This window comes from Marinobacter sp. AL4B, from assembly GCF_019916045.1.
Classification (GTDB): domain Bacteria; phylum Pseudomonadota; class Gammaproteobacteria; order Pseudomonadales; family Oleiphilaceae; genus Marinobacter.
The window spans coordinates 82,868-107,326 of sequence record NZ_JAILWZ010000011.1 but is presented as its reverse complement, the minus strand read 5'-3'; the positions used below and the strand labels follow the sequence as shown (position 1 = coordinate 107,326).

At 52.8% G+C, this 24,459-nt stretch carries 19 protein-coding genes; 6 read left to right on the top strand and 13 right to left on the bottom strand.

Annotated features, from left to right (window positions below):
• Positions 1 to 3 precede the first annotated feature (3 nt).
• The 5 genes from araD (at position 4) to K5L82_RS04625 (ending at position 5,895) form a co-directional block, all read left to right on the top strand.
• A complete protein-coding gene (araD, locus tag K5L82_RS04645; RefSeq protein WP_223133358.1) occupies positions 4 to 1,722 on the top strand; it encodes an L-arabinonate dehydratase in 1,719 nt (572 codons plus the stop codon).
• A 59-nt stretch (positions 1,723 to 1,781) separates the two neighbouring features.
• A complete protein-coding gene (locus tag K5L82_RS04640; protein ID WP_223133357.1) occupies positions 1,782 to 2,669 on the top strand; it encodes an SMP-30/gluconolactonase/LRE family protein in 888 nt (295 codons plus the stop codon).
• 72 nt (positions 2,670 to 2,741) lie between these two features.
• On the top strand, positions 2,742 to 3,524 hold the full coding sequence (locus tag K5L82_RS04635; RefSeq protein ID WP_223133356.1) for an HpcH/HpaI aldolase family protein: 783 nt from the start codon (positions 2,742 to 2,744) through the stop codon (positions 3,522 to 3,524).
• A gap of 50 nt (positions 3,525 to 3,574) precedes the next feature.
• Entirely contained in the window at positions 3,575 to 4,339 is a 765-nt protein-coding gene (locus tag K5L82_RS04630) for an SDR family NAD(P)-dependent oxidoreductase (protein ID WP_223133355.1), read from the top strand.
• 284 nt (positions 4,340 to 4,623) lie between these two features.
• Positions 4,624 to 5,895: a tyrosine-type recombinase/integrase gene (locus K5L82_RS04625; protein ID WP_223133354.1), complete on the top strand. Its 1,272-nt coding sequence runs from the start codon at positions 4,624 to 4,626 to the stop codon at positions 5,893 to 5,895.
• A gap of 14 nt (positions 5,896 to 5,909) precedes the next feature.
• Here the strand turns inward: K5L82_RS04625 and K5L82_RS04620 are convergent, their stop codons facing one another.
• The 10 genes from K5L82_RS04620 to K5L82_RS04575 all read right to left on the bottom strand — a co-directional run bounded on the left by K5L82_RS04620 (position 5,910) and on the right by K5L82_RS04575 (position 18,446).
• Positions 5,910 to 6,836, bottom strand: a complete 927-nt coding sequence (locus K5L82_RS04620; RefSeq protein ID WP_223133353.1) for a branched-chain amino acid ABC transporter permease — start codon at positions 6,834 to 6,836, stop codon at positions 5,910 to 5,912.
• A gap of 49 nt (positions 6,837 to 6,885) precedes the next feature.
• On the bottom strand, positions 6,886 to 7,773 hold the full coding sequence (locus K5L82_RS04615) for a branched-chain amino acid ABC transporter permease (RefSeq protein WP_223133352.1): 888 nt from the start codon (positions 7,771 to 7,773) through the stop codon (positions 6,886 to 6,888).
• Between the two features lie 93 nt (positions 7,774 to 7,866).
• A complete protein-coding gene (locus K5L82_RS04610) occupies positions 7,867 to 9,081 on the bottom strand; it encodes an ABC transporter substrate-binding protein (protein ID WP_223133351.1) in 1,215 nt (404 codons plus the stop codon).
• Positions 9,082 to 9,146: 65 nt separating this feature from the next.
• Complete coding sequence (locus tag K5L82_RS04605) at positions 9,147 to 9,875, bottom strand: ABC transporter ATP-binding protein (protein WP_223133350.1); 729 nt, start codon at positions 9,873 to 9,875, stop codon at positions 9,147 to 9,149.
• Entirely contained in the window at positions 9,872 to 10,681 is an 810-nt protein-coding gene (locus tag K5L82_RS04600; protein WP_223133349.1) for an ABC transporter ATP-binding protein, read from the bottom strand. Before K5L82_RS04600 ends, K5L82_RS04605 begins: the two co-directional genes overlap by 4 nt.
• 142 nt (positions 10,682 to 10,823) lie before the next feature.
• Positions 10,824 to 12,470: a fatty acid--CoA ligase gene (locus K5L82_RS04595; protein ID WP_223133348.1), complete on the bottom strand. Its 1,647-nt coding sequence runs from the start codon at positions 12,468 to 12,470 to the stop codon at positions 10,824 to 10,826.
• A gap of 258 nt (positions 12,471 to 12,728) precedes the next feature.
• The gene (locus tag K5L82_RS04590; protein WP_223133347.1) at positions 12,729 to 14,015 is read right to left on the bottom strand and encodes an ABC transporter substrate-binding protein; all 1,287 of its coding nucleotides are present in this window, start codon (positions 14,013 to 14,015) and stop codon (positions 12,729 to 12,731) included.
• Positions 14,012 to 15,361, bottom strand: coding sequence for a sigma-54-dependent transcriptional regulator (locus K5L82_RS04585; protein ID WP_223133346.1), 1,350 nt, complete (start codon positions 15,359 to 15,361; stop codon positions 14,012 to 14,014). Before K5L82_RS04585 ends, K5L82_RS04590 begins: the two co-directional genes overlap by 4 nt.
• On the bottom strand, positions 15,354 to 17,075 hold the full coding sequence (locus tag K5L82_RS16725) for a sensor histidine kinase (protein WP_223133345.1): 1,722 nt from the start codon (positions 17,073 to 17,075) through the stop codon (positions 15,354 to 15,356). The genes K5L82_RS04585 and K5L82_RS16725 overlap by 8 nt, the downstream gene beginning before the upstream one ends.
• Positions 17,076 to 17,405: 330 nt before the next feature.
• Complete coding sequence (locus K5L82_RS04575; protein ID WP_223133344.1) at positions 17,406 to 18,446, bottom strand: zinc-binding alcohol dehydrogenase family protein; 1,041 nt, start codon at positions 18,444 to 18,446, stop codon at positions 17,406 to 17,408.
• A 101-nt stretch (positions 18,447 to 18,547) separates the two neighbouring features.
• Here K5L82_RS04575 and K5L82_RS04570 point away from each other — a divergent pair, with 101 nt between their 5' ends.
• Positions 18,548 to 19,504 carry a LysR family transcriptional regulator gene (locus K5L82_RS04570; protein WP_223133343.1) on the top strand — a complete coding sequence of 319 codons (957 nt, stop codon included), beginning with the start codon at positions 18,548 to 18,550 and terminating at the stop codon, positions 19,502 to 19,504.
• Here K5L82_RS04570 and ccoG read toward each other — a convergent pair.
• The 3 genes from ccoG to K5L82_RS04555 all read right to left on the bottom strand — a co-directional run bounded on the left by ccoG (position 19,484) and on the right by K5L82_RS04555 (position 24,320).
• Positions 19,484 to 20,878, bottom strand: a complete 1,395-nt coding sequence (ccoG, locus tag K5L82_RS04565) for a cytochrome c oxidase accessory protein CcoG (RefSeq protein WP_223133342.1) — start codon at positions 20,876 to 20,878, stop codon at positions 19,484 to 19,486. The genes K5L82_RS04570 and ccoG overlap by 21 nt on opposite strands.
• Before the next feature lie 109 nt (positions 20,879 to 20,987).
• A complete protein-coding gene (locus K5L82_RS04560) occupies positions 20,988 to 22,394 on the bottom strand; it encodes a PLP-dependent aminotransferase family protein (protein WP_133005491.1) in 1,407 nt (468 codons plus the stop codon).
• Between the two features lie 168 nt (positions 22,395 to 22,562).
• The gene (locus tag K5L82_RS04555) at positions 22,563 to 24,320 is read right to left on the bottom strand and encodes a putative bifunctional diguanylate cyclase/phosphodiesterase (RefSeq protein WP_223133341.1); all 1,758 of its coding nucleotides are present in this window, start codon (positions 24,318 to 24,320) and stop codon (positions 22,563 to 22,565) included.
• Positions 24,321 to 24,459 lie beyond the last annotated feature (139 nt).

The window sequence follows — 24,459 nt, the reverse complement described above, 5'->3', positions numbered from 1 at the left end:
GTTATGAGTTCAAAAACCTTGAGAAGCAATCGTTGGTTTGAGAGAGATGACCTGCGCTCTTTCGGACATCGCTCGCGAGTCAAACAGATGGGGTACTGGGGCGAGGAGTTCGTCGGTAAACCGGTGATCGCTATCATCAATACCTGGAATGATCTTAATACCTGCCATTCTCACTTCCCCGAGCGGGTCAAGGATATCAAACGCGGTATTACCGCTGCGGGCGGCTTTCCGGTCGAGCTGCCGGCTATGTCTCTGGGCGAACAATTGATGAAGCCCAGCGCCATGATGTATCGCAATATGCTTGCGATGGAGGTAGAAGAATTGCTGCGCAGCTACCCCGTTGATGGCGCCGTGGTCATGGGTGGGTGCGACAAAACAACACCCGGCGTACTGATGGGGGCGATTTCCATGAATCTGCCCACGATATACGTGCCGGCAGGCGCGATGCTGCGTGGCAATTATCGCGGGCAAGTACTGGGCAGTGGCACCGATGTATGGAAATTCTGGGACGAGCGACGTATCGGAACTGTCAGCCTGGATGACTGGAACGAAATCGAGAATGGCATCGCCAGATCACCGGGCACCTGCATGACAATGGGTACCGCTGCAACGCTGATGTCTATCGGTGAATCCTTGGGTATGAGCCTGACGGGCGCCTCCAGTATTCCAGCGGTAGATGCCAACCATAACCGTATGTGCTATGCCAGTGGCAAACGGATAGTTGAGATGGTCGGGGAAGACCTTAAACCTACAGACGTAATGAGCGCCGCTTCCTTTGATAACGCCATCGCCGTGGACATGGCCATTGGCGGCTCCACCAACGCCATCATCCATCTCGTCGCCATGGCGCGGCGCCTCGGTATCGACTTGAAGATGGAGCGGTTCAACGAAATTTCACGGCGCGTGCCGCTGGTACTCAACCTTAAGCCCTCCGGGGAATATCTCATGGAAGATTTCTTCTATGCCGGAGGGTTGCCAGCTCTGATGACCAACATTCGTCGGGAACTTGATCTTTCTGCCATGACCATCACCGGTCGTTGTCTCGGTGACAACATCGAGGGTGCAAAGGTCTGGCGACCAGAGGTAATTCACTCACTGGAAAACCCGGTTAATGCCTCAGGGGGTACCGCAGTGCTCACCGGCAGCCTGGCCCCCAAGGGGGCTATCATCAAACCCACTGCTGCTGACCCGCGTTTGCATGTACATCAGGGGCCGGCCTATGTCTTTGAGACGATTGCTGAACTTAAAGCACATATCGATGATGAAGATCTCCCGGTCACGGCCGACAGTGTCATCGTGCTGAAAAATGGGGGCCCCGTTGGCGGCCCGGGAATGCCTGAATGGGGAATGATGCCGATCCCCGGCAAACTGCTGAAGCAAGGTGTTCGCGATATGTTGCGTATCTCAGACTCACGGATGAGCGGCACCAGCTATGGCAGTTGTATTCTTCATGTAACGCCTGAAGCGGCCGTCGGTGGGCCCCTAGCGGTAGTCAGGACTGGTGATGTCATCTCTGTCGATGTGCCTAACCGGCGCCTCGATCTGCTGGTCAAGGAAGACGAAATTCAACGCCGTCTCACAGAATGGAATCCGCCGGAAGATCGTCACCCGCACGGTTATGCCTCCCTTTATAAAGCCCATGTACTTCAGGCCGATGAGGGCTGTGATTTCGACTTTGCCAAGGGGGCGCCGGGAAGTACGCCAGAGCCTGATATCTACTGAATGTTTAGTCGGAAGTTAGGTGAGCGGGCGGCGAACAGCGAAAACAAAAGGTTACTTTAATGGCTGAGCTGGAACTACTAATTGAGTCTAAAGCAGAGTTAGGCGAATCACCGGTGTGGGATGCCAAGCGAGGCTGCCTTTTGTGGGCTGATCTTTACGCACCGGCCATTGAATCCTATCGCATCAGTGATGGAGAGCGTCAGCGCTGGGTTATGCCTGAGACAATGGGCGCCTTCGGGCTCTGTATGGATGGTCGATTGATTGTCGCAATGCGGTCCGGCATCTACCTATTTGAACCAACGAGCAGTACCTTGGAATGGCTTTGCTGCCCGGCCGGGGAACCCCGAGAGGGCACGCGGTTCAATGATGGAAAAGTGGCCCCGGGCGGGCGCTTTATTATCGGGTCCATGGACGAACAAAAGAAGTCGAGGCCGCTGGGACGTTTTTACAGTGTGGATTCTGGCGGCAAGTCGGTCTGTTTGCATCGGGACCTGATCGTCTCCAATGGGCTGGCTTGGAGCGCCGATGGCCGCCGTATGCACTTTAGCGACACTCGACGGGACACCCTTTACGTTGCCGACTACTGCCCCGAACGCGGTGAAATGACCAATCCGCGTGTCATGGCAGTCACCAATCCTGCAAAACATGGCATGCCTGATGGTGGAGCCACGGATATAGAGGGTGGGTACTGGAGCGCGGGGGTCTTTGGCAGTGTACTGAACTACTGGGACCGCACCGGACGACTGGCGCGTCAAGTGCGTCTTCCCTGCCCTGGCCCAACCATGCCCTGTTTTGGCGGGGCAGATATGAAGACGCTCTATATCACCACGTTGCGTCATGGGTTGACCTCCGATGCTCTGGCCGCCGCTCCCTTGTCAGGTAGCGTGTTTGCGTTAGAAGTCGAGGTGCCCGGTGTAGCTGTCGCGACCTTTGGGGCGGGCAACTGACTTGCCGGAACGGCAGGACCACTCTTCACCATCTTGCACAGTGACCATGTAGGTCCGTAACTGGAGAATTTCATGCGTTTTAATCGACTTATGCAACGCTTTAATAAAGGAGAGGGTGTTGTCAACGGATGGCTGTCAATGCCTTGCGGGTTTGCCGCCGAAATCATGGCGCATCAGGGTTGGGATAGTCTGACCATCGATATGCAGCATGGCCTGATCGGTTATCCGGAACTTGTCAGCATGCTGACCGCAATTTCCACAACTCCAACTGTGCCGTTAGTCCGGGTTCCCAGTTTGGAGCCCGGGCTGATCATGAAGGCGTTGGATGCAGGAGCCTATGGCCTTATCGCGCCGTTGATCAATGACGCTGACGATGCACGGGCGCTGGTGGAATCCAGCCGTTACCCCCCAATGGGAAAACGCAGTTATGGGCCCCACCGCGCCATGCTGTATGCCGGTGCGGACTATGCCACTTATGCCAACGATGAAGTGCTGGTTCTGGGTATGATCGAGACCCGCGAAGGCGTTGCCAATCTTGATGAAATTCTTGAGGTTGATGGTCTCGATGGCATTTACATTGGCCCCGCGGACCTTGCGCTCTCACATGGAGAAAAACCCGGTTTTGATCATGGAGAAGGTCAGCTGGACACAATCATTCAAACGCTCATTGCACGCTGTCGTCAAAAAGGCAAAGTGGTGGGCATTCATAATGGCACCCCGGAACATGCGAGCAGCATGCTGGCCCGCGGTTGTAATCTGGTTACAGCGGGTTCGGATGCAAGTCTGTTGGTTAATGGCTCCCGCGGCATTCTTAAAGCCATGGGCCTCCAAACTCAGAACGGCGACGTTTATTGAGGGTGGCACCTTCCTTACGTTAACCAGCGACAATCAGAAGGATGATCAATATGAGTCAGTATGCGCGTTACCCCAGTCTAAAAGGTCGGCATATTTTTATTAGTGGCGGAGCCAGCGGAATTGGCGCCTGTATGGTGGAGCACTTCTGCGAACAGCAGTCAAAAGTTACCTTCGTGGATATTGATGAAAAGGCGGGCACCGCGTTGGCTGAGCGCATGCAGGCCCAAGGCGCCCAAGTACGCTTCTCTTACTGCAATGTTACTGATATTGCCTCGTTACGGCAGGTAATCAATGCGGCGGTCGATGATTTCGGTACCATCGAGGTGCTGGTTAACAATGCTGCCCGCGATACGCGAGTGCCACTAACAGAGCTTGACGTTGAAACCTGGGATGAGCTGCAGGCCACCAATCTTCGACACGTCTTGTTTGCGAGCCAGGCGGTGTTCGCTGGAATGGAAGCTGCCGGGGGTGGGTCAATCATCAACTTCAGCTCACCTAGCTTCATGCGCCGTTCGCGAGATATTAGCGCATACTCCAGTGCCAAGGCAGGTACCATCGGTTTAACTCGTACCTTATCCAGAGATATGGGAGATGCCGGTATTCGTGTCAACACTGTGTTGCCTGGGTGGGTCATTACCGAGCGCCAGAAGGCCCTGTGGTGGGATCCAGAGCTTGAGCGCCAGGTACTCGAGAATCAGAGTCTGCACCAGAGGGTAGTGCCAGCAGACGTAGCCCGGATGGTGCTGTTCTTGGCTTCAGACGATAGCCGTATGATTACGGCCCAGACCTACATCGTAGATGGCGGCTTGGTTTAATCGCCATAAAATGGCTTGTGTTACGTACTAAACTGGTACTCCCAGTTCGAAGTTAGCGTGTGGCACGCTCCAACCCCCATCAATCCAAAGGTCGGCTAAACGATAAGCCATAACATCTCATCCATCAAAGCTTGTCATGTGTCCGGACTCTGGCAACAGCCAGACTTCGGACACACCTTTATATCAATGAATGCCTAATAGCGAATGTCCAATATTCAAAGTATTGGATCTTTAAAGGGCACGTAGCTACCCTTGGCTGAAAACCGAAATCAGTCAGGTTCCAGATGTCATCATTTTCAGGCCACCCGCTTTTTGATACCGCCGAAAACCTTGAAGACCAAGGTGATTTTCACCGGCACCCGTCAATACCAGAGTTCTTTCAGAACCTAAGCATTCCCGAAGAATTGCTGCGTGCGGACTACGAGATCACGCGTAAATTTCTTCTAAAATATTCGGATGTCCAAGGCACCTTTGTTCGATTCCGTTCTGAGGTTCAGCGTTTCCTGAACTATCTGTGGGTCACATCGAAACGCACCCTGGCGCAAACAGACTCCGACGTGATAACGGCGTATTTCAAAACACTGACCATGCCTCCTAAGAGCTGGATCAGTAAGGGCATATACTCCGCCTTCCAGGACCGTCAGGGCCTTCGCTTACCGAATTCTCAATGGCGCCCTTTTGCGATCCGTTCCAAGCAGGAAAAAACCGAAGGTACGGTCAACTACGCCATTACTCAAGCCTCGCTCAACGCCAGCAAGACCGCTCTTCAGACGTTTTTCAAATACCTCCTGATTCAAGACTACATCCAGAAAAATCCAATGATTGGCATGCGCAAGCGTGATCAAAAGGTTCAGACCATCAACGATGTCGATACCGAAACCGATGTTCGCCGGCTTTCGGATATGCAGTGGGCTTATCTACTCGAATCGCTGCTGCTGGCAGCAGAGGAAAACAGGAAATACGAACGTCACCTGTTCGTTGTGGTCACCATGAAATCGTTATTTTTACGGGTGAGCGAATTAGGACCAAGGCAGAGGCAAAACGGCTCAACAAGAACGCCGGTGTTTGGAGATTTCAAACGAAAATTCGTCCAAGGTGAAGAGTACTGGGCCTATTACGTGTTCAGTAAAGGTGATAAGGATCGTACGATTACCCTGCCAGACGAATACCTGCCCTACCTTCAGCGTTGGCGAGAACACCTTGGGTGCTTGACTGCGATGCCTGTTCAGGGCGACAACCACCCTATTCTGCCCTCCGCCAAGGGCGGTGCTTTGAGTAAGCGCCAGGTCCAGCGAGTGTATGAACAGGCCATCATGCTTACCGTCGAAAGATTGGATGCCGAAGGTCGGACGGAGGAAGCTCGCCAGCTCGAAAGCATCCGAACCGAAACCCATTACCTCCGTCATACCGGTGCCAGCCAAGCCATTGAGGCCGGCGCTGATATACGGCATATCAGTGAAGAGCTTGGACATGCCAGCGCCGCCTTCACTGAATCCGTTTACGTAAATTCAGATCAGGCGATGCGGCGGTTCGCTGGGCGAAAACGGCGGGTTTAATGAGTCAAATCGACTCAACTGACATTTTTTCTCAGCAACTTCTGTAATTCACCGACCAGTCCCTTTCGGAACGCCAACACGCAGATCACGAACACTACGCCCATGACGACATGGATATAGTTTGCGAGAGGCCCGGAGGCGAGAACATTCTGCATGGAAACGATACTGGCTGCGCCAACAACCGGTCCCCAGATCGTACCCATACCACCCAGCAGGGTCATCAAAACCACTTCGCCCGACATGAACCAGTGAACGTCGGTAAGGGACGCCAGCTGGAATACCAGTGCTTTGGTGGAACCCGCAAGGCCTGCCAGTGTGGCGGAGATGACGAACGTCATCAGCTTATACTGGTTTACCTTGTAACCCAGAGAAATGGCCCGTGGCTCGTTCTCGCGGATTGCCTTCATGACCTGACCAAAGGGGCTGTGAATGATGCGGTAAATGGTCAGAAATCCAATAATGAAGACGGCCAACACAAAGTAATACATGGTCATGTTGTCGGTCAGGTCGATCAGACCAAACAAGTTGCCACGCGGGATGCCCTGAAGACCGTCTTCGCCGCCCGTGAACGGTGTCTGAAGGTAAAAGAAGAACGCCAGCTGGGCCAGCGCCAGGGTAACCATGGCAAAATAAATGCCTTCACGCCTTACCGCCAGTTTGCCGTAGACGAAACCAACCAGCGCGGACACAACAACGCCTGCGAGAATGCCAAGTTCCGGCGTGAGACCGTAGGTGGTCATCACATAGCCGGTGACATAGGCGCCAGTTCCCAGAAAAACTGCGTGGCCGAAAGAAAGCAACCCGGCGAATCCCAGCAGCAGGTTAAAAGCACAGGCGAACAGAGCAAAGCAAAGCACCTTCATAAGAAAAACAGGATAAAAAACGAAAGGAGCGACCAGCGCTAGGCCCAGTAACACCAGGTTGAGCTTTTTGTTGTACATGTTTGTTACCTCACAACGAATCAGCGGCGAAAATGTAGCGCAGGGATTTCTACGCTTCCTTGCCAAACAAGCCGGCTGGCTTAACCAGCAGTACCAGCACCATTACCAGGAAGATCACGGTATTGGAGGCCTCGGGATAAAAGTACTTGGTGAGCCCTTCGACAATACCCATCGCCAATCCGGTGAGAATTGCGCCGCCGATGGAACCCATGCCGCCGATAACGACGATCGCAAAGACCACGATCAGGATGTTCGCCCCCATGTCCGGGGACACTGTGTAAACTGGCGCGGCTAGCACACCAGCCAGTCCCGCGAGGCCAACGCCAAAACCATAAGTCAGGGTGACCAGTAGCGGTACGTTGATCCCGAAAGCCTTCATCAATTGCGGGTTTTCGGTACCAGCACGCAGATACGCGCCTAGTCTGGTTTTCTCGATCATGAACCAGGTGCTCGCGCAAACCAGTAATGAGAAGACGATGATCCAGGCCCGGTAGTTGGGCAAATACATAAAGGACAGACGCGTCCCGCCTCTGAGCTCTTCAGGCATTGGGTAGGACAGACCGGAAGAACCAAAGCCGTGGCTGAAGAGGCCTTGCAGTATCAAGGCAATGCCAAACGTTAGCAGCAGGCTGTATAGGTGGTCTTCGTTCGCGATGGGCCGGATCAGCACGCGCTCCATTAAAATTCCGAATGCGCCCACGGCCAGTGGAACCAGTACCAGCGCCCACCAATAGCTGATTCCCAGATAATTCAGGCCGATCCACGCGGCAAAAGCGCCAAGCATGTAGAGCGCACCCTGAGAGAAATTAATGATCTTCAGCAAACCGAAAATGATCGCAAGGCCCAGAGCAAGCAACGCGTAAAAAGAGCCGTTGATCAATCCGATCAGCAGTTGTCCGAACAGGGCAAATAGATTGATATCGAAAAAAGTTGCCATAACCACACCCAACAGTAGCTAGAAGGAAGCCGAAGCTTCCTTTTCTTGTCGTAAATCAGGGATGAAGGGGCAGGCAGCCCTGCCCCGGTCAGGTTACTGATGGTTCAGTGCGAATTCACAACCACCATCTTCGAGCTTCAAGAAGGCGTCTTCACCCTTGATCACTTTCTCGATTTCGAAGATATCGTTCGGATTGCTACGCTCGGCAGCGGTCTTGATCCGAACCTGCAGCATGTCGTGAACCATTCGGCCGTCCATACGCAGGTAGCCGTTACGTGAAAAGAAGTCTTCTACTGGCGTTTCTTTCATCTTGGCCATAACAGCATCAGACTCGTCGGTGCCGGCTGCCTCTACCGCTTTCAGGTAATGCATAGTGGAAGAATAAGCACCGGCCTGAGCCATAGAAGGGATTGTGCCGTCCATGCGGGCCATATAGCGCTTTGACCATTCGCGGGTCTGATCATCCATATCCCAGTAGAAACCAGTGGTCAGTTTCATGCCACCTGCGATGGCAGGATCCAGGGCCTGGGCATTCGGGGTAAACACCAGCAAACCGGCTACTTCAGCCATCTCGGTGACACCAAATTCCGCGGCTGTTTTAAGGGCGTTAACCATGTCGCTGCCGGTGTTGGCCAGCGCAATGACGTCTGCGCCGGAAGCCTGAGCCTGCAGGATATAGGAGGAGAAGTCGGTAGTAGCCAGCGGCGCACGCACAGCACCCACAACTTCACCGCCATTCGCCTCGATCACGCCCGTTGCAACAGACTCCAGTGAATGACCAAAACCGTAGTCCGCTGTGATGAAGAACCACCGGTTCTTGCCAGCCTCAACCATGGGTTTCACGGTTCCGTTGGCCAGAGATACCACGTCGTAGCTCCAATGCGCGTTATAAGGAGAACAACCCTTGGTGGTGAATGCATGACTGGCTGGAGCGGCGATCAAAGTGATCTTTCCGGCGTCGCTCATGAGCTTGCTAACAGCACCGGTAACCGAGCTGGCAACAGCACCATTAATAACATCAACCTGCTCGCTTTCGATCCACTGGCGAGCGATCGTGGACCCGATGTCCGGCTTGAGCTGGGTGTCTGCACCAATCACCTCGATCGGCTTGCCGAGCACTTCACCGCCGAAATCATCGACAGCCATTTGTACAGCCTCGACGCTGCCCTGACCGGTGATATCAGAGTAGACACCGCCCATGTCAGTGAGGACACCAATTTTGACTTTGTCGTCTGACAAATTCCCGTGAGCCATGCCGGCAGCGGCAATCAAAGCAGTAGCAGCAGCAGTTTTGAACATCAGCTTCATAATAATCTCCAAACTCATTGTTTTTGTTACAGGTTATGCTTCGTTCAGGTAAAACATCCTCGGTTTTAGACGCCGAGGTAGGTATTCAACAGATCCGTCTTTTCGACAAGTTCGTGGGCTTTGATTTCGTCCACCATATGACCGTGTTCCATCAAGTAGTGACGGTCCGCGATCGGCGCAGCGAAGCGAAAATTTTGCTCTACCAGAATTATCGTCAAGCCACGTTCTTTGAGTTTCGCCAGCACGCCAGCGAGGTTCTGAACGATCACTGGAGCCAGACCTTCGGTTATTTCGTCCAGCAGCAGAATATTGGCTCCGGTACGCAGGATTCGAGCCATGGCCAGCATCTGCTGTTCGCCACCGGAGAGGCGAGTACCCTGACTTTTACGGCGCTCGGCAAGGTTCGGAAACATGTCATAAATCTCTTCGACCGACAGGCCATCAGAACGAACCTTGGGGGGCAGCATCAGGTTTTCCTCAACATTGAGGCTGGCGAAGATACCGCGTTCTTCCGGGCAGAACCCTACACCCAGGTGAGCAATCTTATGGGCCGGTACATTGAGGGTTTCCTGACCGTTGATCACGATAGATCCGGTGCGCTTACCGACCATGTTCATGATCGCCCTCAGGGTGGTGCTGCGCCCTGAGCCATTTCGCCCAAGCAGAGTCACCAGTTCGCCCTGGTTAACCGTCATGTCGATGCCATGGAGAATGTGGGATTCGCCGTAAAAAGCGTGCAGATCGCTGATTCGGAGCTTTTCGCGGTTGGATTGAACCTTCGTTGCCGTGCTCATACCGATGTCTCCACGACCGGGCCATTGTGTTCGGTGCCCTCGCCCTCAAGCTGATCTTCTTCAACGCCCATATAGGCTTCACGAACCCTTGGATCTGCCGATACGGACTCGTAGTTGCCCTCGGTAAGGATCGCTCCGCGTTGAAGCACGGTAATAGTGTCGGAGAGGTCTGCGACCACGTTTAGATTGTGCTCGACCATCAGGATGGTGCGATCCTTGCCGACCTCTTTGATTAGTTCGGCAACGACACTGATATCCTCATGACCCATACCTTGGGTAGGTTCATCCAGAAGCAGCAGTTCGGGATCAAGCGCGAGGGTGGTGGCGATCTCCAGCGAGCGTTTACGACCGTATGGAAGGTCGACGGCCTGTGCATGGGAGAACTCCCGAAGGCCCACCGAATCCAGCAACTCCAGAGCCCGACTGTTCAGTTCGTCGAGAATCTTTTCTGAGCGCCAGAAGGCAAAGGTGTCTTTTCTTTTTTGCTGCAGCGCAACCCGAACGTTCTCGAGTACCGTCAGATGCGGAAATACCGCCGAGATCTGAAAGGAGCGAACAATCCCCATGTGCGCGATAGAGGCAGAATCTTTCTTGGTAATATCCTGACCGTTAAACAGCAGCTGGCCCCGGGTAGGCGTCAGGAACTTGGTCAACAGATTGAAGACAGTCGTTTTGCCCGCGCCGTTTGGGCCGATCAGGGCATGGATGGTACCCCGTTCGATTTTCAGATTAACGTCGTCGACGGCGGTAAAACCCTTGAACTCTTTGACGAGGCCTCTCGTCTCGAGGATCAGATCCTGGTTCATAGGTGTTCCTTGTTCTTATTTGTTGTTGGACATCGCCCACACCTCACCTTTCAACAACCGTCAAAAGGTGAGGTGAAGGGATGACTAACTGGCTGGTGAGTGCGTGCTAATGGCACTCAGAGGCATGAAGCAAGATTCGGTTTTATGAGAGCAATTCGCTACGAATTACCTTTTTATTGATTTTCCCAACACTGGTTTTTGGAATCGAAACAGCGAATTCAATTCGCTCTGGAATCGCCCACTTCGCAATTTCACCACTTTCGACAAACTGTCTGAGGTGGTCCTTTATGGCATCCGGGGTGAGCTCTTCGCCTTCGCGAGGCACGATGGTCGCGACTGGACGCTCGTCCCAACGCTCATCAGGAATACCAACCACTGCCACCTCGGACACGCCAGGATGCTTGCTGATCAGGTTTTCCAATTCGATGGTGGAGATCCACTCGCCACCTGTCTTGATCACGTCTTTAATTCGGTCTTTGATCTGCAGGGTGTGTTTACTGTTGATCGAACCCACATCACCGGTATGGAGCCAGCCTCCTTCCCAAAGCTCGGCGCTTTTTTCAGGTTCTTTCAGGTAGCCCTGAGTCAGCCAGGGTGCCCGCGCAACCACTTCGCCGACAGCCTCACCGTCGTGGGGAACGTCGTTGCCATCTGTGTCAACAATACGAATATCAACCAGAGGTGTTGCGATACCGGCGAGAATTCGGGCGGCGCTCTGCTCAGCAACTGGCAGCGCACGTTCCTCATCGCTCAGGTTCACCATTGTGATGACCGGACAGGTCTCGGACATGCCGTACGCAGTTACGAAATTAATACCTCGCTCTGCCATCTGAGCCGACAAAGCCTGAGTGGGTGCAGACCCACCAGTGAGCATATTCCAGCCAGACAGATCGGTCGTCTTGGCTTCTTCGCAATTAAGCACCATCTGCAGAACGGTCGGGACGCCATGAGAGAAGGTAACGCCTTCATCACGGAACAGCTGAACCAGACGATTCGGCTCGTAACGGCCCGGATAGACCTGCTTAACTCCGAGCATGGTGGCGATATAAGGAACACCCCAAGCATGCACATGGAACATCGGCGTCATCGGCATGTAGACGTCGTCACTCCGCAACAGAGCGTTTGAATCGGAGCTACCCAGCGTTATAGCTGTAACCAGTGTGTGCAACACTAACTGACGGTGGCTGAAGTAAACCCCTTTAGGGTTACCCGTAGTGCCGGTGGTATAGAAGGTTGTTGCAATCGAGTTCTCATCAAAATCCGGGAAATCATATGCAGTGCTAGCCTCAGCCAGCATCGATTCGTACTCGCCGACCACATTCAGTGTGGTCGAAGCGGCAGTCGGGCCGTCTGTCAGCTGGATAAATTCACGAACCGTGTTGAGCTGAGGAGCAACCTGCTCGACCATCGGAAGAAAATCATCGTGAATCAGCAGAATGTCATCTTCGGCGTGATTCATGGTGTAAATGATCTGTTCCGGACTCAGGCGAATATTCACGTGATGCAACACAGCGCCGATCATGGGAACCGCAAAATAGGCTTCCAGATAACGGTGGCTGTCCCAATCCATTACCGCAACGGTATCGCCTGCACCGATTCCAGCTTTTTCCAAAGCATTCGCCAAACGTGCGATGCGCTCGTTCAGAGTCGCGTAGTCGTAACGAAAGATGTCGCTGTAAACGATTTCGCGGTTCGGAGAATAACGCTTACCTGACAACAACAGGCTTTTGATCAGCAGAGGGTACTCGTAAGCGTTTTCAGCAGAAGGAAGCAGTTTGGTTTTTTTCATGGTTGGCCTCGATTTTTTATTTGGGCTTTGCCGGGATGGAGCAATCCTGATGCCAACCTTACAAAAAGAATATTCCGCTGTTTTAGGCGAATAAAACCGAGATGAGTTTGAGAAAAGAGGAGTTATGAGCGGAAACCGCTCGGATTAGGCCGAACCGATGAGCGGTTTTCGCTCATCCCCTATCCGATCATGAGCGGCGTGCGCTTATGATCGGATAGGATGGCAACGACCGATCTCGATGCCTGACGGCTCAGCCAATCAAGGCTGAATTTCCGGCAGATAGATCTTCCAGTTGCCCAACATGCGTTTAGCGGGCGGATAGTTTTCATTGGGCTCCGATTCGCCGATGGCAGTCACCTGCATTATTTGATGACTCACGGGATCGATCCATGACTGAAACCCTGGCGGGTCTTCGGGCAAAGGCAGTTTCAGTCCTTCGAGCGTCCGGCGCATCCCTTCAGCGTCGGTGGTCTCTGCCTGCCGCCAGGCCTCGGCAACCGCAAATATCGCCGCATAAGCACTTTCGGCCATGAAACTAGGATACCGGCCGCTGCGTCGGTGAAACTCCGCTACAAACTCACGGTTTCTCGCCGTGTCCGGCCAATTGATATGGTGATGCCCTGAAAGAATGACTCCGGGAGGCAGGTCATTTCCAAGGGCGGCAATCACATCGTAACCACCGCCAGTGTCAAAGTTGGCCAGACGGCTGACTTCTAACAATCCCTGCAAATGCGCCTGGCGTACAAAGTTGGCAAAATCATCGCCGAAAAAATTGGAGATCACGATATCTGGAGGCGAGATCAAAAGTGCTTCAATATAAGCTGAAAAATCCGGCTCCGAGGGCTTTGGATAATACTCCCCGCTGATCTCGAAGGGCACATTGAGATCCTCCAGTCCTTCCAGCAAGTCCTCCAATGCCTGGTGGCCATAATCGTAATCGGGCCCGACGTAGGCTAGCGTGGTCCAAGGCTGCTCTGACTTCACTTCCTTCAAGTAGCGCGCACCGGCCCTCATCGATTGCCGGCTGTCATTGTTGACCCTGAAATACCACGGATTAACCGGTTCCTGCGTCAGTCTTGACGAACTGTGCCCTGCGCCAATGAATAGCATTTCCTGCTGTTGCGCATAAGCACTGATCTCCAGTGCAATGCTTGAGTACACCACGCCGCAAAGAACACTGACGCCCTGCTCTTCAACCAACTGACGAGCAAGGGTTGCGCTACGATGGCGCTTACCTTTGCTGTCCTCAAGAAGAACCTCAAGACGGGGATAGAGCTTAGACTCGCCAGCCTCCGTCAACTGATGATTCAATTGCTGAAGTCGGTCTAAAGCCATCCCAATGCCAACATCGGCGTCGCGCCCGAAAAATCCCATCGGCCCGGTCAAAGGGTAAATGCAGCCAACCCTAAGCTCAGCTTCGGTCGGGGACGCTCCTGTCAAAGGCTCTTGCCCAGCGGCAGAGGCCAGCGAAGGCCAGAATCCAATGGCTATGCCCAAAGCCGCAGCCGACAGCCGCGTTAGATTCAAAATACTTTCAGGCTTCATTCGCTAATTCCCAACTTCTGCAGCCGTCGCTTCAGGGCATGGCGGGATATTCCCAGTTTTTCTGCTGCGGCGCCCTTGCGCCCACCCGCCTGATTCAAGGTTCTGAGAATGATATCTCGCTCGGTTTCCGCCAGACGCGATTCAATAGAGCCATCACCAGCGAGGATAGATTGATCGGTCGGGTGCATTTCCGGAGGCAGCATGGAGAGAGTCACCACTTCACCGGGATAAAGCACCGTCAGGCGTTCCAGCAAGTTTTTCAGTTCGCGGATGTTTCCTGGCCAGTCGTAATCAACGAGGTGGGCCATAATATCCGCCTCAAACAACACCGGAGAACAGCCTTCACTGGCGGCCATTTTCAAACTGAAATGTTCGATAAGCAGCGGGATATCCTCCCTCCGCTGCGCCAACTCCGGAACCCGCACCGGCATCACATTTAGTCGATAATAAAGGTCCGCTCTGAAGTTACCCTCTTCAATCGCCAACTCCAATTCCCGATTGGTGGCCGCAATAATCCGCGCCTCTGCCTGATAAACGCGATTGGAACCAATGGGCCGGTAGGTATGGTCTTCAAGGAAGCTCAATAACTTAGCCTGAAGGGCCAAAGACATTTCGCCGATCTCGTCCAGGAAAAGCGTGCCCCCGTTCGCCAATTCAACCAGTCCTGAGCGTCGTTGGTGGGCCCCGGTATAGGCGCCCTTTTCCGCTCCGAATAGTTCGGCTTCGAGCAGTTGTTCAGGTAGAGCGGCACAATTAACCTCAACAAAAGGACCGGATGCGACCTTTGAGAGTTGGTGGACCTCACGCGCTACCGCCGTTTTACCGGTGCCCGAAGCACCCTGCAACAGCAGCGTTTTGGCACCACTTCGGGCGATACGGGTGACGTCTTCCTGCAGGCGTCGCATCGCCTCACTTCGGCCGATCAGGCGGGCTTCTCCTAGCTGGCGCTCACGAAGAAAACGCACTTCCTTGTCCAACCTACAACGTTCCAATGTGCGTGAAATTAAACGCTTAAGCTCATGAATATCAAAGGGTTTTGTAATAAAATCCAGAGCGCCACTTTTAACAGCCTCAATGGCAACTTTGATATCCCCATGGGCGGAAAACATCACGACCGGACAAGCAGGCAACTGCAACTGCAATTGCTTCAATACCTCGAGTCCACTGAGATCCGGCAAACGCAGATCCAGTAACACCAGATCAGGCTGACGATTCAGCGCGGTTTCGATTCCATCATTACCGGTGTGGGCGGTTGCGATCCGGTAGCCATCGGCTCCCAGCGCTAACTGCAACGAGCGCACCAGGCGCTGCTCATCATCAATAATCAGAATGAGTGCATTATCCATGACTGTCCTTTGAAGCGTTGAAAATCAACGAAACTCTCGTACCGGCTTCCGATTCGCTACTTATTCGCAAATCACCACCATTAAGCTGTACCAAGCGCTTTGAAATAGACAAGCCCAGGCCGGTGCCCTGACTTCGGGTCGTATAAAATGGCTCTGTAGCTCTGTCGAGTGCTTCAGCTACCATCCCGATACCTGTGTCGCTGACGTTAATCACCGTTTTATCATTGAGGGTCTGAACATCGAGGTTCAGCTCGCCCCCTTCAGGCATAGCCTGAATACTGTTGAGCGCCAGGTTCATCAGCACCTGCTGGATCTGATTTTCATCGACACACAGGGGCGCATCGAGTTGTCCTGAGAGACTCAAATGGATGTTCTCTCTGGCTGCGAGGGGATCGATCAGAGCGGCCAAACGCCGAAGTAAATCACCAGCCGTAACCCAAACCCGCTCAGGATCGTACGGACGAGCAAAGCTCAGCAGATTCTCAACGACTTCATTAACGCGATCGATCTCTTCCAGAACCAGCGTGATCAGTTCGGTGTTGCGAGGGTTATCGTCCTGAGGGAAGCTTTGCACGCAGACCTTGATCGTGGCCAATGGGTTGCGAACCTCATGGGCGATACTGGCCGAAAATTCTCCAAGGACCGCTTTTTTCTCGACTTCAAGACGCGAATCAATCAGCGCTTGCAGGCGGCCGCCCATGCGGTTGAACGCATTGGCCATCAAGGTGAATTCATCATGTCCCTTAGAGGGGATATGAATATTCCAATCCCCTCTGGAAACCGCTTCTGCGCCCTCAAGCAACGGCCCAAATCGCCTTTTGGTCCGCAGAATGACAACCATGAATAACCCGATGACCAGCAATACTGATACACCCGCCCCCATCAAAAAGGCCGGGCGCCTCAGCTCTTGGCTGAAGTCCACATCCGGATGATGCTTGATCACTTCAATCGACCAGCCGGGAGCGAACTCTTCACTAAGCCAACTGGGCGTTTGATCTTGAGCAACTCGACCCGTAACCGTAAACCGTTGGCCTTCGGAGGTGCTTACCAGCGGGGTAAAACCGTCGATCTGTGACTGGTTTTTTAGCAACTCGGTCAAGCTGGAAAAACGAATATGCAATGCCACAAACCCTGGGGATTCCGTTTCGCCCGCGTTCATTGGGAGCGGCGCTGCCAACAGGAACCAGCCTGAAAGACCGGGCCGAGGTTCTTGGGGCCCGATTAACAAGAAATCAGCAAACTTTCGTCTGGGCAACCCATCCAGAGAAAGCTCCATGCCTCCCCAATAAGGTGGCCCCGACGATGCCACACCCGGTAACGCCGTTTGTAATTGCCATTGGGCGTCAAAGAAAAGCACGCCATAGATATCGAAACTGTCGGTCTCAAAGCTGATGAGCGCATGCGTCGGTTCCAGTTCCGAAGACATGGGATCCTCAGACACGAACCGTTCGATATTGGGCAAATCGGCAATCGTTTCTAGCTCGAACTTCCGTGCTTTCAGAAAACCAGACAGCGCAGCGCGGGTGGCGTTCATGGAATATTGAACTTTCTGCTCGCCTAAATCTTCAAGCAATTCGCCGGTGAATCGATCATAGAGCCAGGTGACCACTACCAGTGGAAGCACCGCTATCAGTAGCGCAATGACCAGGTAACGCCGTACAAAACTGTGGCGCCACAAACTGATTTTCTTTTGGCTTCCGGTAAGTTCCTGCACAGTCGAATCACTCTCAAATATTGGCCTGAGCCAGGTGGTTAACTCTCAAGTGACAAGCAATTTATGGGCCAGTGGGAGTGACTGTGTTGCTCTGGACACCCTTTGAGCATACACCCGCACGGCATCCCGGGACACCTGTAGCAGGCAGCATCGGCGATACTCTGAATAGACAGATTCCCATTTCAGGCAGATGTCATACTGCTTGAAATGGGAATCTAGTAAGACCGTGGTGCGGTGTGAGAGCGACCTGCTCCGAAACAGTTCGCCCGCGCTGCTATCAACAGATAGCGGTCACGGGCTAAAGCCAGGCATTATATCCAGAAGCTCGGATTACTCGAAGCCTTCCAGAACGATCTTCCCTACCGCTGTTCCTGCTTCCAATTCGGCATGTGCTGCACGCAGATGTTCAGCATTGATTGCCCCCAGATTCTTCCCGGCGGTGGTGCGAATGTAGCCCTGTTCCACGAGACTAGCGACCTTGTCCAGCAGCTCGTGTTGAACCTGCATGTCTTCGGCGCTATGCATGGAACGGGCGAACATGAACTCAATGTGAAGCGACAGACTCTTCGGTTTCATCTTCATTACATCCAGGGCCGCTGGATCGTCAATCAAGGCAATTTTCCCAAACGGCCGGAGCAACTCCACATAAGCATCGAAGTACTGATCGGTGGCGTTCAAACTGGCCACGTGAGAGATCGAAGTGATTGATCCCTCCGACACCAGTTGCTCGATCTGCGGCTGCAGCGGCTCACGATGATTCACGACAAAATCTGCACCCAATGATTCCACCCATTGGCGCGACTCAGGCCGCGAGGCGGTCGCCACCACAGTGGCACCGGTCAGTTTCTTGGCCAACTGGATCAGTATGGAACCAACCCCTCCGGCGGCGCCAATCACCAGGATTACCTCATTACTCGGGGTAATGTACCCTGGGTCCTGCTGCACAAGACCGAGATGGTCGAAGAGCATTTCCCAGGCGGTGATGCTAGTCAGGGGCAGTGCTGCCGCCTCCGAATCGCTCAGGCTAGCGGGCTTTCGGCCAACGATGCGCTCATCAACGATCTGGTACTCCGCGTTACTGCCCTGACGGGTAACATCGCCTGCGTAGTAAACCTGATCGCCAGGCTTGAATAATGAGACGCCCTCGCCCGTCGCGACGACTTCTCCGACGGCGTCCCAGCCCAAAACCTTAATCTGACCCTCCTCTGCTGCGGCACGCTGGCGCACCTTGGCATCAACCGGATTGACGCCAATCGCCCTAACCCGGACCAACAGGTCCCTTCCTGTAGCAACTGGCTGTGGCAGTTCAACGTCCTGCAAGGATTTTGGATCGTTGATGGGTAAAGAGTCGGTGTATCCAACAGCTTTCATGGTTTTCTCCCGAGTGAGTTGGTAGTGGCACTCAGTTTGATCCTTAATTACACTACGAAAAACAGGCTAATCCCATAAACATATTCAAATAGTTTTTGAAAATGACCTTCGATGATCTGACCGTTGTGCTCAAAGTGGCCGAATTCCGAAACATCACGGCGGCGGCCACCAGCCTTGATATGCGACCTGCGACCGCAAGCGCGGCCGTCAAACGCGTTGAACAGACATTGGGGGTTGAGCTGTTTGTTCGCTCTACCCGCCACCTTCGGCTTTCAGCGGCCGGCGAAAAGTATCTGCCTCAATGCGAGCAGGCACTAGCATTGCTCGACGAGGCCCAACAGAACATTCGCTCCGGCGAAGAAGCCGTTGCAGGAGAAATTCGGCTATCGGTGTCATCCGATCTTGGCCGGAACCGGGTAGTCCCGTGGATCGACCAATTAATGACCTCTCACCCGGGGCTGGGCTTGCGTGTTCAAATTACCGACAGTAACGTCGATTTTTTCCGGGATTCCGTTGATATGGCTCTTCGCTACGGCTCGCCCGATGACTCCAATCTGTATGGTTTCAAAATCTGTGACATTCCACGCCTCCTCTGCGCTACACCGAGCTACTTGAGCGAGCATGGAACCCCCGCGCACCCACACGATCTGGCCAACCACAACGGGCTCTTCTATCAACTACAGGACATTCCCTACGACTTGTGGACCTTTAAGCGGGGTGACGAGGAGTTTCGAGTAAAAATGAAAGGCAACCGGGCGTCCAACGATGGCGATCTGGTTCGGCGCTGGTGTGTGGCGGGACACGGCCTGGCCGTGAAATCCTGCCTCGACATCTCGGACGACCTGCTGGCGGGAAGAGTCGTCAATGTCATGCCTGAGTATGCGCCACCGGTCTCAGAGTTATGGTTGATTTGCCCAACACGGCAATCGATCACGCCAGCCGTGCGATTGCTGAGGGATGCCCTGAAAGAGCATTGCCAGGACATCATCCAAATGATGAACCATGAAGGAATGCTCTCAGGGCAAAACCCATTACCCTCACCGGGGAGCGGGCGTTAAAAACGTAGTAGGTGCGACAATCTGCCGATCGGGCTTTTCGAAAGTGGTCACTTCAAAGGAAACATCGGTAACGGCGCCCTGGACGCTTGAAGCATCTTTTTCCAGTACAACCGGAATTTCCCTTTGTTCGCCAGCGCCGAGTGTCACTCCATCCGGCCCACGCATGCTGAATCCCTCTCCACCGTAGACCGCAATGAAGGTATGTATCGTATCATTTGATTTATTAGTTAAATTCAGCAAGTAACTGTTTTCAATGAGTCCCGAGCCGTTGTAACGGAAAAGGCCTCTATCCCTTTGGACGTCCAGCGTTAGCAAAGGTCGTGAAGCCAAACCCCAGGAAAACAAACCTATCATGGTTACCAGTATAAGAAAGTATGCGACGAGGCGAGGCCGTAAGAGATGCCTGGTACCGTTCTCTATTTCGTTGTGACTCGCGTAACGCACCAGTCCCTTTTCGTAGCCCATTTTATCCATGATCGAATCACACGCGTCGATGCATGCAGCACACCCAATACATTCCATTTGCAGACCATCACGAATATCAATGCCGGTCGGGCACACCTGCACACACATTTCGCAATCTATACAATCACCCAGCCCTTGAGCAGAGGGATCTGACCCAATGGATCGGCTGCCGCGAGGGTCGCCCCGGCCAGCATCGTACGCGACCACCAATGATTCATTATCAACCATGGAGGACTGGAAACGGCCGTAGGGGCACATGTGTAAACACACTTTTTCACGGAACCAGCCAGCATTTACGTATGTCGCTGCGGTGAAGAAAAACACCCAGAAGAGTGCGGACCCTGAGATGTTAAACGACAGCAGGTCCGGTACCAAGTCTCGTATCGGTGTGAAATATCCAACAAAGGTCACAGCGGTCACGATACTGATTAGTAGCCAAAGACAATGTTTCAGCAATCGTCTTAAGACTTTTTTCCGACTCAATCTTGCGTCATCTAACTTTATTCGTTGGCGACGATCGCCCTCGGCCAGTTTTTCAGCCCAGAGAAAAACCCACATCCAAACACTTTGCGGGCAGGCGTATCCACACCAAATTCGACCCGCGACAGCGGTTATGAAAAACAGTCCGAACGCACAGATGATCAAAATAGCTGACAAGAGAACAAGGTCTTCCGGCCAGTAGGTCGCGCCAAATATGTGAAATTTTTTGTCTGCAATATCCCATAGAACTGCCTGCCGCTCTCCCCAGTTCAACCAGACGGTTCCAAAATACAAAGCAAATAGAATCGCGCCACCGCCGATTCGGATTCGTCGGTATAGGCCAGTAAAGCTCCGTGGGTAAATCTTGCTGGAGGACCGACTTGATGGAGAGCTCGGGGTAATCTGTGTGACCGGGATCAGTCGATTCATTGACCGTTTACCTTCCCAAAAGTTGTATGAAACTGATGGGGAAAGTATGGGGCCTGGAAAAAATAGAGACAGGCACAATTTTTTTAAGTTTTATAGGTACAACGAACCATCACGGGTTTTGAACCAGCTCCAAGACACGCTTCAGCGCTTTCGTTCTCTGAACGTCCCATGGGTGGGAAAAGCTGATTCTTAAGCAATTACCGAATCTGTCTGCCCCTGAGAAAAGGCTTCCTGGCGTGATGACAATGCCCTCATCCAACGCTCTAGAATAGATATCAATTGTATTGATCGCTTCTGGAAATTCGACCCAAACGGCTAAACCACCCTGAGGTGCCGTGGTGCGCACAGCCAGTGGACAGACAGCCAAATGTTCCAGCAACTGGTCTCTCTGCCTTCGTAATTGAAGACGAAACTTACGTAGGAAGGCAGCGTAATCGCCTTCTTTGATGTAGCTTTCGACACCTTGCTGAACAAAACGACTACTCGCTAGCTGAGAAGTAAGCTTCATTTGAAGAATGGCAGAGTGCCATCTGCCGCCACTTACCCAGCCGAGTCTGAGATCACGTGAAAGTACTTTTGACAACGAGCTGCAGTGAATCACCCGGCCTGATTTATCCAGAGATTTGAGGGTGTCCGGTACACCGGACCAGCCGGTTTCCGCGTAAATATCATCCTCGATTATGGCGAGGTCGTGCTTCTCGGCTAGTTCAAGTAACCGCCTTCGGGCGGCTCTTGGCATAACCGCACCTCCTGGTGTTGCGAACGCGGGTTGTACCACGCAAACACGAACGTCCCAATGTTCCAAAATATCGGAGAACGCAGCGACATCCATGCCTGTCTGCAAAGACGTTGGCACCTCGATGACTTTTAACTTCAATTGCTCCAGCAACTGAAGAACCCCATAAAAGCCCGGTGATTCTACGGCGACAACATCGCCTTCGGAACAAACCGTCAGCAAAGCCAAGAATAAAGACTGCTGGCATCCAGAGGTTATGCAAATTTCCGAAGCATCCGCGGTCCAGCCTCTTTTGGCAAATAGCGTGGCAAGCTGATGTCTCAGGCCGGGATCGCCCGCGGGTTCATCATAATATTGGAACCCCCCTTTCTGACGCCGCAGGGCCCGACCAATTGAACGGTTAAGCTGAACAATTCCTTGAGGCATTTCTCCCGAGTGCAGACTCGGCGTCAAATCAAACGCCGCACTTCTCGTCATAATGTCCCGGAACAGCTCGCTTACCGATACGGGCTTGGGTGATTCAATGCGTTCCATCCGGCAGGGCGTGTCAAACTCTTCATTCTGATAGGTAACAAAGAAGCCTGCGCGCTCGCGGGATTCAACCAATCCTTTGGCTTCGAGCCGTTGTAGCGCGTGCTGAATGGTTATCTTTGCACAGCCGTGCAGGTCGCACAGCGTTCTGATGGAGGGCAATCGCTCGCCACATTTCCACCGGCCAGCGACGATACCTTGCTTTATTTCATCTTCAAGTAACTGGTACTTCGGGAGACTACTATCCATGGTGTCGGCTCAACAGATACAACGTCGGGCCATAATATAGATTCAAACGATCGTCCAAGGCTACACCGAGTTCCAAAACTGCGCCTATCTCTCCGGAATCCGCGAAGCTCTCGAGAACGCCAGAGCCGCCTTTCCTGAATTTATGTCAATTGCAAAGTGCTATGGGCCCTATCCTGCAGCCACCAACAGTGGAGCCTTAAAACCATTCGTCTCCGGGCAGACATTACTCTCAAGCCAATCCGAAAACTGACTAAGCGGTAAAGGCCGGGATAAAAAATAGCCTTGTATGGTGTCGCACTGATTTTCACTCAACCACTTGAGTTGTTCCGGTCTCTCTACACCCTCGGCAACAATTGGAATGCCCAGACTGTGAGCCATAGCGATAACAGTAGACACAAATGAAGCTTGGCGTTGGTTTTCAGGTATCGGATCAATGAAGGACTTATCCAACTTCAGCCTGTCGGCCGTGAGGCTGGTCAGATAACTCAAAGAGGAATAGCCTGTACCAAAGTCGTCTAAGGCAATCTTAACGCCCAGCTCAGAGACTTTCCCCAGGGTTTTTCTGAAAATAGCCTCATCGGTAATCATAATACTTTCAGTAATCTCAAGCTCCAGCGTACGGCCTGTCCCCTGCAGCTGACGAGCGATCTCCTGAATATCGGGGACAAATCGTGGGTCGGCCAGTTGCTTGACCGATACATTCACAGCTAACGAGAACTTTGACGGTAAGCGTGTTCCCCCCAATATACGAGCCGCTTCCTTTAGCACCCATCGACCTAACGGCACAATATCGCTGGTTGATTCTGCAACGGGTATAAATTCTGCTGGGCTAACCATTCCCATCGTCGGGCTTTCCCATCGAACCAGCGCTTCAGCACTGTCTACCGTATTCGATTGAAGATTCAGCTTCGGCTGAATGTGCAGTACGAATTCTTCGTGTTTTATGGCGCTTGCTAGCTGGGAGCGAACAAAAGCTCTGCGATTCAGCTGGATCGCCATGTCGTCCGTGTACAACTCCAGATGATTCCCCGCTTGACTCTCTGCCGCCTTGAGCGCGGTCAACGCGTATGGAATAACGCCCTGTCTACTCGTGGAATGCTCGGGATAAAACGCACAACCAATCGCCACGCTAAAACTCATCGGGCCTAAAGGGCTATTGAAAGGTTCTTCGAAAAGTGTAAAAAAATCTTGTCCGACTGAATCCAGATTTTCGCTATCCGCTCCCGGCACCAAAATCAGGAACTCACCCAGACCCAAGTGGGCGATTGTTTTTTTATCAAAACTACAGCCTTGCAACCGGCCCGTAAGGTCGCGAATAAGATCGTCGATGGACGCTTTACTGTGGCTTGAGTAAAGCGTGTCGACATCCCTAACTTTCAACGCAAAAATTATGAAGGTTGAATAATCCTCGCCGGAGCTGCGCAGATAGGTTATCAGCCCCACCTTATTGAATAGATCGGTCACTGAATCGTGGTATCTATCGCGTTTTAGCCGCCTAATGGTTATTCCACTAGTCTTTAAACGACGCTTATCTTCGGCGGAATTCAGGATTTCTTTTGCAATCCCCCACTGATCATACAAATAAATCAATGAACCCAAAAAAACGACCATGACGAATACTGAATGCCGATCAAAACCGTCATGATGCGAAAGGAAAGCAATAGCGACTAACGATATCAGCAGGATTGAGTAACCCATGACAAGAGGTAAGCAGCGGGAAAGCGCTGGCGCCGGAACCGACAATACGGCGAACAACATCATGATCAGAGCCAACTGCTCAAAATAGCTTACGGACGGGAAAACAATCGAAGGGAACAGCCCCCACATGAACCCAGCCAACCAGCAGGTAGCAGAGAAACCCCAGGTCCAGGATTTGTAGGTTTCGCTACAGGGTTTCGCAGCTTTGCCAAAAAAACGAAACTGCATGAACACGTAGATAACAGTGAACGCCGCAACCCAGTATATTAACGGAAAACTGATTTCTGGCTTATAGAAGTAGCTCGATAACAAAAATACAACGGATAACCCAAGTGCCGGTATAAATTTCGCGCGGAAATGAAGCTCT